The organism is Formosa bonchosmolovskayae, from assembly GCF_051016085.1.
Lineage (GTDB): Bacteria > Bacteroidota > Bacteroidia > Flavobacteriales > Flavobacteriaceae > Formosa.
In genome coordinates this window covers 1,107,520-1,123,718 of record NZ_CP174605.1, presented here as the reverse complement: position 1 = coordinate 1,123,718, position 16,199 = coordinate 1,107,520, and the positions used below count along the sequence as shown (strand labels likewise).

The following is a 16,199-nucleotide window of genomic DNA, read 5'->3' as shown; positions in this document are numbered from 1 at the left end:
TTAACCCTCAGAGAATGGTATTCTCTGAGGGTTATTTTTTTGACCTTACAAAAATACCACAGTTTAAAAACCTTCTAAATAATATAATGCATATAAGTTATTATCTTTAAGTACGACCTAATAGTAGTTAACAATTAATTTATGGAACACATTGCCATTATAGGAAACGGAATTTCTGGTGTGACGCTTGCGAGACATATCAGAAAAAATTCGGATAAAAGGATAACTATAATCTCTTCTGAAACAGAACATTTTTTTTCACGCACAGCGCTCATGTATATTTACATGGGACATATGAAGTTTGAAAATACAAAGCCCTACGAAGATTGGTTTTGGGATAAGAACAGAATCGAGCTCAAGAAAGGCTTCGTAAAACAGGTCGATACCGCTTCAAAAATGCTTCATTTTGCTGAAGGCGATACGCTTAAATACGATAAACTCGTCGTTGCAACAGGAAGTAAACCTAATAAGTTTGGATGGCCAGGGCAGGACCTTAAGGGTGTTATGGGCATGTATCATAAACAAGATTTAGAAAGCTTAGAAACCTATGCGCCTAATAAGGAAACATGTAATAGAGCCGTTATTGTTGGTGGCGGATTAATTGGTATTGAAATGGCAGAAATGCTAAATTCTAGAAATATTCCGGTTACATTTTTAGTGCGTGAAAATAGTTTTTGGAATGGTGTGTTACCTAAAGGCGAAAGTGAAATGATTAATCGTCATATAAAAAGCCATCATATAGACCTTAGGTTGTCTACAAACTTAAAGGAAATTGTTTCAGACGAAAACGGCAAAGTAAAATCTATAATTATTGAAGAAACTGGAGAGGAAATTCCGTGTAATGTAGTGGGCCTTACAGCTGGAGTTGCTCCAAATATCGACTTTCTAAAAGACTCTGGTATAGAAATAGGTCGTGGTGTAAAAGTGAATCGGTTTTTAGAAACTAACGTAGCAGATGTTTATGCTATTGGCGATTGTGCCGAGCAACACGAAGCTATCGGGAACAGACGTCCAATAGAAGCTGTTTGGTATACCGGTCGTATGATGGGAGAAGTGTTAGCGCAAACTATTTGTGGCAATAAAATGGCATACAAACCAGGACATTGGTTTAACTCGGCGAAATTTTTAGATATCGAATATCAAACCTATGGATGGGTGTTTAGCGAAAGGAGTAAACCTGAACACGAAGCACATTTTCATTGGAAGCATGAAGACGATACCAAATGTATTACTGTAGCCTACCATAAAGACACGAACCTATTTTTAGGGATTAATACTTTTGGAATACGTATGCGTCATGAAGTATTCGACCGTTGGCTTACCGAAGCACGCGATGTAGACTATGTCATGCATCATTTGGCCGAAGCTAATTTCGATCCTGAATTCTATAAAACTTTTGAAACCGATATTTTAAAAGCCTACACTAACCAATTACAAACGGTATAAAATGAGTAATAAAATTAACACAAGTATGTCATTGGCTAATCCCGATGCTTTAAATATAACGAACAAGCAAAAAATAGCACTTGCCATTGGTGTTATTGGTTTATTTATAATGGTCTTAGCACTTCTTAATACCGACTTTCCAAATAAAGCTTTATTTCTTACACTTTCATTAGTCGCTATATTTGGAGGGGTAATAATGTATTCTAGAGAAGCTTATCTTAATAAGTTAGAAGGGATAAAAAACGATGGTGTTTGGTTTAAATCTATTTCGTCTCGTGGAATTTTAGGATGGATACTCGGTGTGGTTTTAACAACGTTTTACATTGTTTTGTATTTCTTTCCGAAGTATTTAGGATTAGGAACAGACGGCGAAGCAAACACAGGTTTAATAGCGCTTTTCGATCCTTTAAGTCAGTTGTTAAGCGGAAGAGATGCTAGCCAATGGTTTGTTTATGGGGTGCTTTATACAGTCGCTATATTAGCGTTTGGATATAAGTTCTTGTTAAAATACAGACATAACCGTTATCAGCAATTACGTACAGGATCGGTTATGTTTTTTCAATTGGGTTTTGCCTTTTTGATACCGGAATTTATGTACGTTATGAATAACGATTTACCATATTACGATCTTAAAAGTATATGGCCACTTAACTACTATATTTTTGACGAATGGTCTGTAAACGGATTTCTTTCAGCAGGAAATATAGGGGTAGCCTTATTAATATTTGGGCTATTATCCATTTTTGTAATTACGCCTATTTTAACCTACAAATACGGTAAACGTTGGTATTGTTCTTGGGTTTGTGGTTGTGGTGGTTTAGCCGAAACTGCTGGTGATTCGTTCAGACAATTATCATCTAAAAAAATGTATGCTTGGAAGATAGAGCGTTGGTTAATTCATACGGTTTTAGTCTTTTCGGTAGTGATGACGGTAGCCATGGTGTATTCATATTTAGGCTACGATAAAAATGATTTCTGGTTAACAAGAGATGTGTTTATCTCGTTAGTCATTGGGTTATTAACAGTGGTTTTTGTTGGTGTCATGTACTTTAAAAGACAAGAATTTGGTAAAGATGCCAAAATGGGAGCTATTGGTTATGCCGTAGTTATCGCGTTATTGTTAATCATGCACTTTACGGGAACAACAGAAAATTTATTTTTTATAAAAGCAGGTACTTTAAGAGCGGCCTATGGTTTATACATTGGTTCTATTTTTTCTGGAGTTATTGGGACAGGATTTTATCCTATTTTAGGAAACCGTTCTTGGTGTCGTTTTGGTTGTCCGATGGCCGCTATTTTAGGATTTCAACAGCGTTTATTTTCTAAGTTTAGAATAACAACCAATGGCGGACAATGTATTTCTTGTGGAAACTGTTCTACCTATTGCGAAATGGGGATAGACGTTAGAGCCTATGCGCAAAAAGGAGAAAATATTGTAAGATCTAGTTGTGTGGGTTGTGGTATATGTTCTGCAGTTTGCCCAAGAGGTGTTTTAAAATTAGAAAACGATTCAATGGAAGGTCGTATCAATCCGAATGAAATCTTATTAGGAAACGATGTCGATTTAATGGATTTATTAAATAAGAAATAAAGATCTTAGTTTAAGGTCATATTTAAATACTCGGGGTTTTAATTGACATTCAATTAAAACCCCGAGTATGTTGTTTATAGAGTTTACGTGCTTTAAGATTCTTTATCTTTTTTAGTCACGGGTTCTTTTTCAATTTTAATGAAATAATGAAACGGATTATGCAGGAAATCTTTAAATATATTAAAGACTACTTTAGGAAGTAATCTAAAATTTACTCCTCTCGATTTTAAAGCGAGGTATAAGGTGATTGAAAAACTAACTATAAAATTCACTAACCCAATTAGTAATGCTCCAATTACGGCTAGTAGAATAGTGTGATGACTAAAATCGTAATTCATAATTGAATAACCCAAGTTTGCCGAGCTAAAGGCAACGTGTCTAATATCGATATCAAAAGGTAAAACATGACTCAATAAAAATGTAGAACCCAGAAAAAATCCAAGACTAATATTCCCAAACATGGTTCCCCATTTTTTATCTACAAATGTCGCTAATTTCTCACTTTTTAGTAAAAAACGATTGTTTCGAATACGATGAGGTATTTTTGAAGCAATTACTTTATTATCTACAAAACCAGAAACTAACCCCGAAAACGCTAAGAAAAAACCAGCAATTGCAGCGAAGAAAACCAGTTGAAAACTTGGTACAATTTTATGAATAAGGTATACCGGTTTTACAATCTTAGCCATATCTGCAGTGCTAAATATTTGAATAAAAAGCATGAATATACAGGCCGAAAATATGGCCATTAAAAAGTTTCCCATAACCGAAATAAATTGGCTTCGAAACACCTTTCTTACTATAATGGTAATACTTTTAATCGAATCATATTTTAAAGTACCTTCCTTATCAATGTTTTTAGCCAGTGTCGTAGCCGTCATAGCGGGTTGTTTTGTCGCAATAATTCCTCCCAATTGATTGACAATAATAAAGCACAGGGCATAATTTATACTAAATAGGATAGCATTACTAACCTCCGATAAATCATAAGTATATAAAAGAAGTTTGAAAAGAGCGAATAAGGCAATTATGCCTCCTCCAAATAAAGAGCGGTAGAAGAATTTCCAGTATTCTTTAGTCGTTTCAGCAATATACTTTTCACCTTTGTTAGAGGTGTGTTCTACAATTTCTATAGCAACCAAATCAGAATGTCTACTCAGGTAGCGTCTAACACTATCTTTATGTTTAGAATACACAATAAAGTCGGCCAAGATGTTCTCCCAATGTTGTTTTGAGGAAATATGTATTTTTAAATGAAGTAATTCCTTTATTCTAATGGTGTATTCTAGAATCCGCCTAGTAACTAGGGTTAGGTGAAAACTTGTTCCTATTTTACTTTTGTTTTTTCTTAAATCAATAATAAGAAGCTCTATGGCTTCTAAAGAATTAAAAAGTTGTAACGTCTCTTCTTCATCGAATTCAGATAAGTCGTTTACTTTTTTTAGTAACAACTCGAAAGGTTTAGAGTTTAATTCGATGGAATTATATTTAGCTTTAATATCGCTATCTAAACCAAAGGCAATAACCTTTGCGCATAATGCTTTAATACTTAGGTCTAATTGCTGGGAAATGTTGCTTTCTGATATTGTACTTAAATCTATTAGAGATAATACGTGCTGTACAGGGTTTTCTCGGTTCAGTAAAAAATATTCTATGGTACCTTCGTCAGGAATATTGGGTAATATTTTTCTGTAAAGACGATTTACTATCCCAGAACTAAACCCGTACTCTTCCATTATTGAATACTTGGTAAAAAATGAATAAAAATTTAAAGACTCTGATTTCATAGGTTGGCGCGCTTTTCTAAAAAAATATCATTTGCAATCTGTACTCCGGAATATTAACAATAAACGACTTAAATAAAACATAGAGAGTTAAAAGATGTTAACTTTTTTAGATTAGAGAAAAGTTTATATGTAAGCACTTTTAGAGCGATTTTAATAATCTAAAATAATGAATTTATTTAGAGGTCGCAAGTTCTATTTCTAGTGGGCCAATGGTTTTAAATCAAATCAAACTGCGACTTAGGTATGTGGTTTTATAGTGTTAAAATAGAGGTGTTAATCCCGGTGAATCTTGTTGAAAAGAGCTAATTTAGAACGAAAACATAATATTAAGTCGGAGTTAAAATACGAAAATATCTTCATAGATTTATGGCATGAAATTATTAAAAAATACAAGCTTACTTTTTTTTGTTTGTACAATGTTACTAATACCTAGCTTTAATCTTGTTTACAGTCAGAATAAACAAATTAAAGATAGTTTGTCTTACTTTATAGAAACAGTCGCTAATCCAAAAAATATAACGAATTTAAGTCGTGCCTATTTATACTTTGAAAAGCTTAAATATGAAAGCTTAAAAAAGCAAGACACTAATAATGTGTTATTTAGTTTGCAACATTTATCCAAGGTACAATATAGTTTAGGTGATTATTTTGGAAGCGAAAATTCGGTGGTCGAAGGTTTAAGTGTTTTAGCGGTATGCGACGGCGATACGTATTTAAACTTTAAATTAAGTTTTCTTAATAAGCTAGGTAAGATATCTGCTAAGCGGTTGGATTACGATACAGCCATCCAGTATTACAATCAGGCTATAGCCATAGCGAAAGATCAGGAACACCTTAATATTATTCATAATAATAAGGCTTTAATTTATGTAAAGCAGGAAAAATATGAGTTAGCAGAACAGGAATTTAAAGGTGTATATGAAAATAGTTTGGGGCTCGACAATGATTTCGAAACCAACAAGTCATTAAATAATTTAGGTTTTGTACAATCTAAATTAAACAAACCAGAAGGATTAACAAACATGCTAAAAGCCTTGGAATTAAAAAAAGCTATAAATCATTCTACAGGTTTGTATTGGAGTTACTCTAATCTTTCTGAATATTACAGGGACCAGAACGATATAAAACAAGCCAAGTTTTATGCCGATAAAAGTTACGAGTTAGCAAAACAAATTAATAGTCCGGCGTTAATAAAACAGGCTTTAGCAAAACTAATCGCTATTAATGGAGATGAATATGCTCAGGTATATTTGGCAATTTCAGATAGTTTATCTGTGATTCAACAATTACAGGAAAATAAGTATTCTAAAATTAAATACGACTACTCGAGAAATGAACAATTAGCGAATGTTACAGAAATTGAAAAAGAACGACAAAAACGATGGAAGCTCACCTATTTATCTATAGGAATTTTCTTGGCTTTTATGTCGGGGGTTGCTATTGTTTTTCAGAAATTAAAATACCGAAGGGAAAAAATCCAACAGGTTTACATAACCGAAAAGCGTATTTCGAAAAAAATTCACGATGAGGTTGCGAACGATGTACATCGCGTAATTAACAAATTACAGTTTCAGTCGCATATTAGTGAAGACATAATGGACGATTTAGACCATATTTATACGCAAACACGAGATATTTCTAAAGAAAATAGCCATTTAGATGTAGAACATAATTTTGAAGAATTGTTAAACGACTTATTGTTGAGCTATAAAACTTCCGAAGTAAATATAATTACTAAAACAGCTCCAGAAATTAATTGGAATAAAATAGAAGCTTATAAAAAAGTAACTATTTTCCGGTTAATACAAGAGCTTTTGGTAAATATGAAAAAACACAGTAATGCTTCAATAGTAGTACTTAAATTTAGTAAAAGTAGAAGAAAAATTGTGGTGGCTTATTCGGATAATGGCAATGGTTGTGAAATAAAAAAGGGTTCTGGCGTTCAAAATATGGAAACCCGTATAAAATCTACAAATGGAACCATTACTTTTGAATCAGAACCGGATAAAGGTTTTAAAGCTAAAATAACCATATAGATATGTTTAAAAAAGTTTTAATAGCAGACGATTACGATGTGGTAAATGAAGGTGTGCTTAGTATGCTTAATGATATAGGTGTTACTAACGTAAAAAGCGAACAGTATTGCGATATGGCATTGCTTAAGATTAAAACAGCGAATCACGAAAATGATCCTTTCGATTTATTGATAACAGATTTGTCCTTTAAAACAGACTTTAAGGATGCTCGCTTAAAATCTGGAGACGAACTTGTTCATGCCATAAGAGAAGAAGGTTTCGATATTCCTATTATTGTGTATTCTACCGAAGATCGTCTGCAACGTGTAAGAACATTGGTAAATAAATACAATATTAATGCGTATGTCTGTAAAGGCCGTAGAAGTATTTTTGAATTGAGGCAAGCGATTTCAGTAATTGAGAACAATAAATTATTTCTGTCTCCCGCAGTAGAAAATGCTCTAAATCCGCAGACGTCCTTAGAAATGGACGACTACGATATTAACCTTATTAAATATTTATCTGAAGGTTTATCGTACAACGATATTACTATTAAATTGGAAAAACAGAATATTAAACCAAGAAGTTTAAGTTCTATCGAAAAGCGTTTAAATAAATTAAAACTAGATTTTAAAGCAAATAATGTGATTCACCTTGTAGCTATCGCTAAAGACTTAGGTCTTATTTAAGGATTTCTAACTTCATAGATTTTTGACTTAAAAACACGCTGTATGGGGTGTTTTTTTTGTTTATAATTTAATTAATAATAAGTAAATAATCTTGTGCTTTTATGAGTTATTATTAGATTATATTTGCCCAAGTTGTAAGCAGGGTGTTGAAACTCAGCTTATTCATTTTTAAATGTGTTTTGTTATGAAAATATTTCAGTGTAGTCATTGCGATTTTCCCGTGTTTTTCGAGAATACAACTTGCGAAAGTTGTGGGTCTGCTTTAGGGTATTTAGATTTTGAAAATGAAATTTTAGCCAACAATACCAATCAGTTAAAGTGGGATATTAACGGCGAGAGTTATACATACTGTAAAAATAAAAATTTACATGCATGTAACTGGTTGGTTCCAGTAAACGACGATAATGGTTTTTGTAATTCTTGCGAGTTAAATAGAACCATACCAGATTTAGATATTCCTGAATATTACGAACGCTGGCAAATTATGGAAATTGCCAAGCATAGACTTATTTATGCTTTACAACGTTTACAGCTTCCAATAGTTAGTCAATTTGAAAATCCGCAATCCGGATTATTTTTCGATTTTTTATCCAAGGAAGATGCAAATGTCGATGGTAAAAAGGTAATGACGGGGCATGCCAATGGTGTAATTACTATTTTGTTAGCAGAAGCAGATACTGTGAGTAGGGAGCAAACTCGAATTTCTCTAAATGAGAAATACCGCACCTTAATTGGGCATTTTAGGCATGAAGTTGGACATTATTATTGGGATAGAATATTCCGGTCTAACGATGTTTTTTTAAAGGAATATAGAGCCCTTTTTGGAGACGAAAGTCAGGATTACGGGGAATCTTTAAAAGTACATTATAAGAATGGTGCGCCGGATAATTGGAAAGAAAATTTTATAAGTACTTACGCATCATCTCATCCATGGGAAGACTGGGCCGAAACTTGGGCGCATTATTTACATATTTTAGATGCTATGGAAACGGCTTTTTATTTTGGTTTAGAAGGGGTTCCTAACCTTCGGAATTCTCACCATATGCGTATTAATGCCATTTACCCTTATAAAGATAATATCTCCTTTAAGGCTATATTAGACGAAACCTCATCTTTATTTTATGCGGTGAATAGTATAAACAGATCTATGGGGATAACCGATGTCTATCCATTTGTGATTTCAGATAAAGTAAAAGAGAAATTAGAATTTATCCATCAGATTTTACAGCGTTATAAGGAAGCCAACAAAGAAAATTAATTTATTCTACAAGAAATTTTCGTTTCGTAAAAAATGGTTGGCTTTTCGAAGTTGAAAGTATTAAAGAGTGTGTATCTAAACTGTGTATAATTTGTATACATAAAATGTTAAACTGTGTATTTTTTACACACAGGTTTTTTGTTAAAAAATGCTAAAACCCTTGTATGTAGTGGGTTTGTTGTAATGGCATATGTATTGCTAATCTATAAGTGTCTACCGATTTACATATTGGTAACATTTAAAAAGATAGATAACTTTAGTAGCACATATATTATGGAAACAGCAACACTAACCTCATCTCAAGTAGAATATTCACAAACTGCGTATAGTAGTTTGTCACTTATAAATAGATTATTTTTTAGTAATGAATCATTTGTTAAAAGAAACACCAAACACTTAAGTGCAATGGTTTTTACGAGCATTTGTTTATTTATGATCGGAACTGCATTTGGCATTTTTGCTTTTTATCAAGAATTCAACGATATTTTATTAAACCCACTTTATAACCCTATAGCTTATGGCGCTTTTTTCGTTTTAAATGGTTGGTTGTTATTTAGTGCTGTAGTATATCTATACAAGTTAAATCTATATTTAAAAAATAAGTCATCAGAATTTGCTACTGAAGAAACTGAAAATATAGTAATTAATAAGGTTGCTGTATCAGAAGTTGCTGGTTCTGTTATTGAAACTGAGCATGCTTTAAGTAACCCAATAAAAACATTTATAGAGAAGTTCAACGCTTCTATAGCGCAAGCTATTCTAACTACTAAAACCGTTATTGTTACACGTATATCTGTAGCGCATAATAATGGTAAAGCCCTTTTAGATCAGGTAGAATCCTATTTTATTAATTTAGATAAGGAGCTAAAACAAGGATTAGATATTCGTGCATTTAACGACTTACATTTCAAATGAATGTCAATGTATAAGAACGCTTATTAATCCTAATAATTTAAGGTAAGCCACTAAAGTATTACTTAAAGAAAAATTAGTCGATAAATAAATATATTAAAACCTTCAAGAGTTTATATTCTTGAAGGTTTTTTTTGTTTAAATAGTTCCAATTTTTCAGAGTGTAATTAGAAAATTACTTAAACCTTTAAGTAGATTAAAAAACGGATTTTTAATGGTGAATAATACGGGTGTAAAAGGCTTATATTGTTGATGTTTTTGCCATATTTTAGCATAGAAAAGTATACAAGCGTTTACAGTTTTAAAAAACCTAATGTGTAGATATTATTCAATATTTTGAGATATAATTCCTAAATTCATATTTAATTGAAGGTATTCTTGTCGTTTTTGTTGAATTTAAAAAAAGAACAAAGATGTTGACAATAAAAGAATCTTCATTTTTATAGTTACTCAATAAAACATGTTTTTCTTTAGAGATGTATCATTTAGGAATAGATTTAGGTAGTTCGTCAGTTAAAGTCGCTTTAGTTGATGCTGACAGCGGAAAAAAAATAATATCACTTCACGAACCTCCAAACGAGATGGGGATTATTGCGGTTAATCCAGATTGGGCAGAGCAAGATCCAAATATGTGGTGGACGCATGTGTGTAATGCGATAAAACGTGTTATAAAAGAATCGGATGTTAACGTTTCGCAGATAAAAAACATAGGAATTTCTTACCAGATGCACGGTTTAGTTATCGTAGATAAATCTGGACACCCATTAAGAAATTCAATAATTTGGTGCGATAGCCGTGCTGTTAATATTGGTCGGAAAGCATTAGAAGATTTAGGTGAAACCTTCTGTGGCGAACATATGCTAAATGCTCCAGGAAATTTTACGGCTTCTAAATTAAAATGGGTTATAGATAATGAACCTGAAACATACAAAAGCACTTATAAATTTATGTTGCCAGGCGATTTTATCGCATATAAACTTACCGGGAAAATGGCGACCACTAAAAACGGATTGTCCGAAGGTGTTTTATGGGATTATAAAGCAGACGAGGTTGCTACTGGCTTATTAGATTATTATGGGATTGATAAAAATCTAGTCCCAGAAATAGTAGAGAATTTTACCAACCAAGGAAGTGTAAACGAACAAGCATCTAAGGACACCGGTTTGCCATTGGGAGCTCAGGTTACTTACCGTTCCGGAGACCAGCCAAACAATGCATTGTCACTTAATATTTTTAATCCGGGGGAAGTTGCTGCTACAGGTGGTACTTCGGGCGTTGTGTATGCGGTTTCCAATAATTTAAAACCTCAAGAGATTTCAAAAGTAAATCATTTTGCACATATTAATTACACTAAAGAAGAACCTATTATAGGAACACTTCTAAATATAAATGGTGCAGGGATTCAGTACCGTTGGTTGCGGAATAATTGTGGAAACGATTCTTACGAAACCATGAATACCAAAGCTTCAGAAGTAGAAGTTGGTTCTAATGGTGTAGTTATTATACCATTTGGAAACGGAGCAGAGCGCATGTTAGAAAATAAAAATGTAGGCACGCATATTTTAAACCTCAATCTAAATTCACACGGTAATGCGCATTTGTATCGTGCATCTTTAGAAGGTATCGCTTTTTCGTTTGTTTATGGCGTTGAAATTCTGAAAAAAGATATAGGTGATATTAAAGTTATTCGTGCTGGTAATGATAATTTATTCCGTTCAGAAATCTTTGCAAACACTGTAGCTACACTAATTAATCATGACATCGAAATTTATAACACTACGGGAGCTGTAGGAGCGGCTAGAGCGGCAGGTTTAACAGATGGGAATTTCGATAAATTTGGTGAAAATATTACCAATAACGATCATGTGATGACGTATACCCCTTTGGAAAATAAGGCACCGTATGAAACCGCATACGAAAGTTGGAAAAATGAATTAGAAATGATATTAAAACACAAATAAATTATGGCAACATTAGGAAATAAGGAGTATTACAAAGGCATCGGAGATATAAAATTTGAGGGAAAAGAATCCGACAATCCGTTAGCATTTAAATATTATAATCCGGAACAAGTTGTAGCAGGAAAAACAATGCGCGAGCATTTTAGATTCGCCATTTCGTATTGGCATACGTTCTGCGGAACAGGAGGCGATCCGTTTGGACCAGGAACTTTAAATTTTCCTTGGGACGAACCATCAGATGCTATTGAAGCTGCAAAAGCAAAAGCAGATGCCGCTTTTGAATTTATTACTAAAATGGGTTTCGATTATTACTGTTTTCACGACGTAGATTTAGTAAGAGAAGGATCTACTTTTGGAGAGTTAGAAAGTAGGTTAGCAACAATTACCGAGTATTTAAAAGAAAAACAAAAAGCTTCAGGTGTAAAATTACTTTGGGGAACTGCCAACTGTTTTTCTAATCCGCGTTATATGAATGGTGCATCAACCAATCCAGATTTTAATGTATTAGCAAGAGCTGGTGGTCAGATTAAATTGGCTATGGATGCAACTATTGCTTTAAATGGAGAAAATTATGTGTTCTGGGGTGGTCGTGAAGGTTATATGAGCTTATTAAACACAGATATGGGTCGTGAATTAGACCATATGGGACAGTTTTTAGGTATGGCTAGGGATTATGCACGAGCACAAGGTTTTAAGGGGAACTTCTTTATCGAGCCTAAACCAATGGAGCCAATGAAGCATCAATACGATTTTGACTCTGCTACAGCTATTGGGTTCTTAAAAGAATATGGTTTAGATAAAGATTTTAAAATCAATATCGAAGTCAATCACGCAACTTTAGCACAACACACATTCCAACATGAAATTGCTACCGCAGCAAAAGCGGGTATGTTAGGAAGTTTAGATGCAAACCGTGGAGATTACCAAAACGGTTGGGATACAGATCAGTTTCCAAATAATATTCAAGAGACTACAGAGGCCATGTTGGTGTTTTTAAAAGCAGGTGGTTTACAAGGTGGAGGTGTGAATTTCGATGCTAAAATTAGAAGAAATTCAACAGATATGGAAGATGTATTCCATGCGCATATTGGTGGAGCAGATACGTTTGCAAGAGCTTTATTAACTGCAGATAAAATTATTACATCTTCGGCTTACGATACATTAAGAACAGAACGATACAGTAGTTTCGATTCAGGAAAAGGAAAAGATTTTGAAAACGGAAAATTAAACTTTCAAGATTTATATAAAATCGCTCAAGAGAATGGCGAATTAGAATTACAAAGTGGAAAGCAGGAATTATTCGAGAATATAATCAACCAATATATTTAATAAACACCCTTAAAGGTGTTATAAAGCTGTATCGTATTCAATATAAAGGATACGATGCAGTTTTGTTATTCCATTTTTATAGTAAAACAAATTAACTAAACCACATAAACATGTCAACTTCACACAATGCAGCCTTTTTATGGCGCTTAACCTTGGTCGCGACCTTGGGAGGATTACTCTTTGGTTACGATACAGCAGTAATTTCTGGTACCGTTAGCTCATTAGATGAATTTTTCGTGCTCCCCTTCGGGTTGTCCGAAATGGCTTCTAATGCACGGCTAGGATTTTTGGTCTCAAGTGCTTTAATAGGATGTATTATTGGTGGGATTACAGGTGGTTTTATTAGTCGGAAATTGGGACGAAAAAACGGACTAATATTAGCCGGGATTTTATTTTTATTATCTGCAATAGGATCTTCTGCTCCAGAGTTGTTTCTAAAACCCATAGGTGAAGGAGATCACACATTTATTTACTTCTTTATAGTATACAGAATAATTGGTGGTATTGGAGTTGGATTAGCGTCTATGTTATCTCCGCTCTATATCGCAGAAATCGCACCTGCAAAAAATAGAGGTCGATTAGTTTCTATGAATCAATTTGCTATTGTTTTCGGGATGTTAATTGTATATTTTGTTAATTATTATATTTCTAGTTTAGGAAACGATAATTGGCTTAATACTATAGGATGGCGTTGGATGTTTGCTTCGGAAATAATACCTGCTAGTCTATTCCTGTTCTTTTTAATGTTTGTTCCAGACACACCAAGGTCTTTAGTGTTAAAATCTAAGCCAGAAAAAGCTTTAGATGTCTTAACAAAAGTGAATGGTGCTGCGGAAGCTAAGATTATTCTTTCTGAGATTAAAAATACAGTAACAGCTAATTCGGGGAAGCTCTTTTCTTATGGAGTGCCTGTAATTATATTCGGAATACTGCTATCTGTTTTTCAACAATTTGTTGGGATAAATGTAGTGCTCTATTATGCTCCCGAAATTTTTAAAAGTATGGGCTCTGGTACAGATACTGCTTTAATGCAAACCATAATTGTAGGGGCTATAAATTTATTATTTACCGTTCTAGCAATGCAAACCGTCGATAAATTTGGAAGAAAACCATTAATGATTATTGGTGCTTTGGCTATGGCTGTAGCGATGTTTGCCTTGGGAACATCATTCTTTAGTCATTCACTAGGTCTGTTTTCTCTAATTTGTATGTTGGTATATGTCGCGGGTTTTGCGATGAGCTGGGGGCCTGTAACCTGGGTGCTTCTATCTGAGATTTTCCCAAATAACATTCGTGGAAAAGCTTTAGCTGTTGCCGTAGCGTGCCAATGGGTTGCCAATTATTTAGTGTCTTGGACGTTCCCGATGATGGATAAGAATAGTTACTTAATTGAACAATTTAATCACGGATTTGCTTATTGGATTTACGGACTAATGGGAGTTCTTGCCGCATTCTTTGTTTGGAAATTTATTCCTGAAACCAAAGGAAAAACATTAGAAGAGATGAATGATTTATGGACTAAAAAATAAAATAATAATAGATAACTAAAATCCAATACTGATAATCGTATTGGATGATAAAACTTTTAATGGCCAGTACATAAATTTATTTCAATATAAAATTTAGGTACTGGCTATTTTATTACTAAAGGTTTTGTGCTATTACGTTCTATAAGTGTTGTTTTTATTGTTCTTGTTTCGAAAACGGGATCAGCATCTTGAGGTTGTTCTATTTTCGAAATCAGTATTTCTGTAGCGGTCTTTCCCATAAATACACTATGCTGATTAATACAAGTAATGGAAGGTTTTGTGTATTTAAAAAAGTCACTACTTGTAAAGCTAATTATAGAAATATCGTCAGGGATAGTATACCCGCGATCTTGAGCAATTACCATCGCTTCCACAGCAGAAAACTCTTCTAATCCTATAATAGCATCTACATCCTGATAATCTAACATGGTTTTTATTTCGGTCTCGAAGTCGTATTCGGGCTTTATAAGTGTTATTATTTTTTTATTAACTGGTAGTTTGTAATCTTCTAGGGCCTTTAAATATCCGTTAATTCTTAATTTAATAATTCCCACATTTTTTAAGGTAGAAACCACCGAAATATGTTTACATCCGGTTTTTATTAGGTGTTCTGTAGCTTTATAGGCACAGTTAAAATCGTCTACAATAACTTTATCGGTAATCACGGAATCTGAAATACGATCGAACATGACTATGGGGCCAGCATTTTCAATAAATTCTTCCAAATGTTTAAAATGCTGTTTAGATTCGGTTTCTTCACTTAATGAAATAAGTAAGCCATCTATTAAACCATTTTCTAACATGTTTACAGAAGCGATTTCTTTATCTAATTTTCCATGAGATACAATGGTAATTACATTATAACCTTTATCGTTTGCGATCTGTTCTATGCCACTAAACGTTTTTACGAAAAACGGATTTAAAATTGAAGGCATAATAACACCTATGGTTTTAGTTTTTTTGTTTAATAGACTTAAGGCTATGCGATTGGGTCTATAATTGTGCTGCAACGCATACTCCTGAATTTTTTCTTTTGTCGATATACTAATTTCATGACTGTCTTTTAACGCTTTAGAAACGGTAGCAATAGAGACATTAAAGGCTAGTGCTATTTGTTTTAATGTGATGCGTTGTTTCATAAAATGTTTAAGCTTTTAAAATCTAAATAATATTGATACGCTGTTCTTGTAAAAGTATTAAAATAGCTTACAAATTAAAACCAGTAAATTTTTTAAATAACTTTGCTATGGGGATTCATTTATCAAAACCATTGTATTGGAAATAGTTAATCCGAATAATTAAATAAAAGTTAATATTATTGGTAATTACTAAAAATCATAAAAATACGCTAAAATAGTAGTGGTAATAGTTGTTTAAGTAAAGTATTTTATCTTAAATTTGTCGCGTTAAGAGAGATTGAATTAATAGCAGATTTTAATTTTTTAATTAACAATTTTGGACACGTAGTGAGCCAATAATTCATAGTGATGCAAGATAAAACTAAATTTTTTTTAATCCTTTTTATACTGGTAGGGGTAATATGTTTTGCTCAAACGCCACCTACACCACGAGCAATGGATGGACCTCCAGGCCCTCCTACAGGTGTTCCTATAGACGGTGGTTTAGCCATTTTAATAGCTGCCGGAGCATATTATGGTGTCAAAAAATCTTTGAAACACTAA

The 16,199-nt window shown here is 33.2% G+C and carries 12 protein-coding genes; 10 read left to right on the top strand and 2 right to left on the bottom strand.

All coding sequences use genetic code 11. The annotated features are described in order from the left end of the window. The first annotated feature begins 141 nt into the window (after positions 1-141). Complete coding sequence (locus ACKC83_RS04680; protein ID WP_434037186.1) at positions 142-1,446, top strand: NAD(P)/FAD-dependent oxidoreductase; 1,305 nt, start codon at positions 142-144, stop codon at positions 1,444-1,446. A gap of 1 nt (position 1,447) precedes the next feature. Next, on the top strand, positions 1,448-3,037 hold the full coding sequence (locus ACKC83_RS04675) for a 4Fe-4S binding protein (RefSeq protein ID WP_434037185.1): 1,590 nt from the start codon (positions 1,448-1,450) through the stop codon (positions 3,035-3,037). A gap of 92 nt (positions 3,038-3,129) precedes the next feature. Here ACKC83_RS04675 and ACKC83_RS04670 read toward each other — a convergent pair whose 3' ends face one another. Further along, the gene (locus tag ACKC83_RS04670) at positions 3,130-4,824 is read right to left on the bottom strand and encodes a hypothetical protein (protein ID WP_434037184.1); all 1,695 of its coding nucleotides are present in this window, start codon (positions 4,822-4,824) and stop codon (positions 3,130-3,132) included. Positions 4,825-5,195: 371 nt separating this feature from the next. Between ACKC83_RS04670 and ACKC83_RS04665 the strand changes: the two genes are divergently transcribed. The 7 genes from ACKC83_RS04665 (at position 5,196) to xylE (ending at position 14,517) form a co-directional block, all read left to right on the top strand. Continuing rightward, on the top strand, positions 5,196-6,860 hold the full coding sequence (locus ACKC83_RS04665) for a tetratricopeptide repeat-containing sensor histidine kinase (RefSeq protein ID WP_434037183.1): 1,665 nt from the start codon (positions 5,196-5,198) through the stop codon (positions 6,858-6,860). 2 nt (positions 6,861-6,862) lie between these two features. Continuing rightward, positions 6,863-7,528: a response regulator transcription factor gene (locus ACKC83_RS04660; protein ID WP_414035941.1), complete on the top strand. Its 666-nt coding sequence runs from the start codon at positions 6,863-6,865 to the stop codon at positions 7,526-7,528. Between the two features lie 184 nt (positions 7,529-7,712). Beyond that, positions 7,713-8,786, top strand: a complete 1,074-nt coding sequence (locus ACKC83_RS04655) for a zinc-binding metallopeptidase family protein (RefSeq protein WP_414035942.1) — start codon at positions 7,713-7,715, stop codon at positions 8,784-8,786. A gap of 273 nt (positions 8,787-9,059) precedes the next feature. Then, the gene (locus tag ACKC83_RS04650; RefSeq protein WP_434037182.1) at positions 9,060-9,701 is read left to right on the top strand and encodes a hypothetical protein; all 642 of its coding nucleotides are present in this window, start codon (positions 9,060-9,062) and stop codon (positions 9,699-9,701) included. A 473-nt stretch (positions 9,702-10,174) separates the two neighbouring features. Further along, on the top strand, positions 10,175-11,659 hold the full coding sequence (locus ACKC83_RS04645) for a xylulokinase (RefSeq protein ID WP_434037181.1): 1,485 nt from the start codon (positions 10,175-10,177) through the stop codon (positions 11,657-11,659). A 3-nt stretch (positions 11,660-11,662) separates the two neighbouring features. Then, positions 11,663-12,988, top strand: a complete 1,326-nt coding sequence (gene xylA, locus ACKC83_RS04640) for a xylose isomerase (RefSeq protein ID WP_434037180.1) — start codon at positions 11,663-11,665, stop codon at positions 12,986-12,988. Positions 12,989-13,098: 110 nt separating this feature from the next. Then, a complete protein-coding gene (xylE, locus tag ACKC83_RS04635; protein ID WP_434037179.1) occupies positions 13,099-14,517 on the top strand; it encodes a D-xylose transporter XylE in 1,419 nt (472 codons plus the stop codon). A 104-nt stretch (positions 14,518-14,621) separates the two neighbouring features. On the opposite strand, the gene ACKC83_RS04630 is transcribed toward xylE, so the two are convergent. Next, on the bottom strand, positions 14,622-15,656 hold the full coding sequence (locus ACKC83_RS04630; protein ID WP_434037178.1) for a LacI family DNA-binding transcriptional regulator: 1,035 nt from the start codon (positions 15,654-15,656) through the stop codon (positions 14,622-14,624). Between the two features lie 435 nt (positions 15,657-16,091). Here ACKC83_RS04630 and ACKC83_RS04625 point away from each other — a divergent pair, with 435 nt between their 5' ends. Then, positions 16,092-16,199 carry a PID-CTERM protein-sorting domain-containing protein gene (locus ACKC83_RS04625; RefSeq protein ID WP_434037177.1) on the top strand — a complete coding sequence of 36 codons (108 nt, stop codon included), beginning with the start codon at positions 16,092-16,094 and terminating at the stop codon, positions 16,197-16,199.

Excerpts from the sequence above, each read along its gene's own strand:
- xylE (WP_434037179.1), top strand. The coding sequence starts at position 13,099 with ATGTCAACTTCACACAATGCAGCCTTTTTATGGCGCTTAACCTTGGTC.
- ACKC83_RS04645 (WP_434037181.1), top strand. The coding sequence starts at position 10,175 with ATGTATCATTTAGGAATAGATTTAGGTAGTTCGTCAGTTAAAGTCGCT.
- ACKC83_RS04655 (WP_414035942.1), top strand. The coding sequence starts at position 7,713 with ATGAAAATATTTCAGTGTAGTCATTGCGATTTTCCCGTGTTTTTCGAG.
- ACKC83_RS04650 (WP_434037182.1), top strand. The coding sequence starts at position 9,060 with ATGGAAACAGCAACACTAACCTCATCTCAAGTAGAATATTCACAAACT.
- ACKC83_RS04665 (WP_434037183.1), top strand. The coding sequence starts at position 5,196 with ATGAAATTATTAAAAAATACAAGCTTACTTTTTTTTGTTTGTACAATG.
- ACKC83_RS04660 (WP_414035941.1), top strand. The coding sequence starts at position 6,863 with ATGTTTAAAAAAGTTTTAATAGCAGACGATTACGATGTGGTAAATGAA.
- ACKC83_RS04670 (WP_434037184.1), bottom strand. The coding sequence starts at position 4,824 with ATGAAATCAGAGTCTTTAAATTTTTATTCATTTTTTACCAAGTATTCA.
- ACKC83_RS04625 (WP_434037177.1), top strand. The coding sequence starts at position 16,092 with ATGGATGGACCTCCAGGCCCTCCTACAGGTGTTCCTATAGACGGTGGT.
- ACKC83_RS04630 (WP_434037178.1), bottom strand. The coding sequence starts at position 15,656 with ATGAAACAACGCATCACATTAAAACAAATAGCACTAGCCTTTAATGTC.
- xylA (WP_434037180.1), top strand. The coding sequence starts at position 11,663 with ATGGCAACATTAGGAAATAAGGAGTATTACAAAGGCATCGGAGATATA.
- ACKC83_RS04675 (WP_434037185.1), top strand. The coding sequence starts at position 1,448 with ATGAGTAATAAAATTAACACAAGTATGTCATTGGCTAATCCCGATGCT.
- ACKC83_RS04680 (WP_434037186.1), top strand. The coding sequence starts at position 142 with ATGGAACACATTGCCATTATAGGAAACGGAATTTCTGGTGTGACGCTT.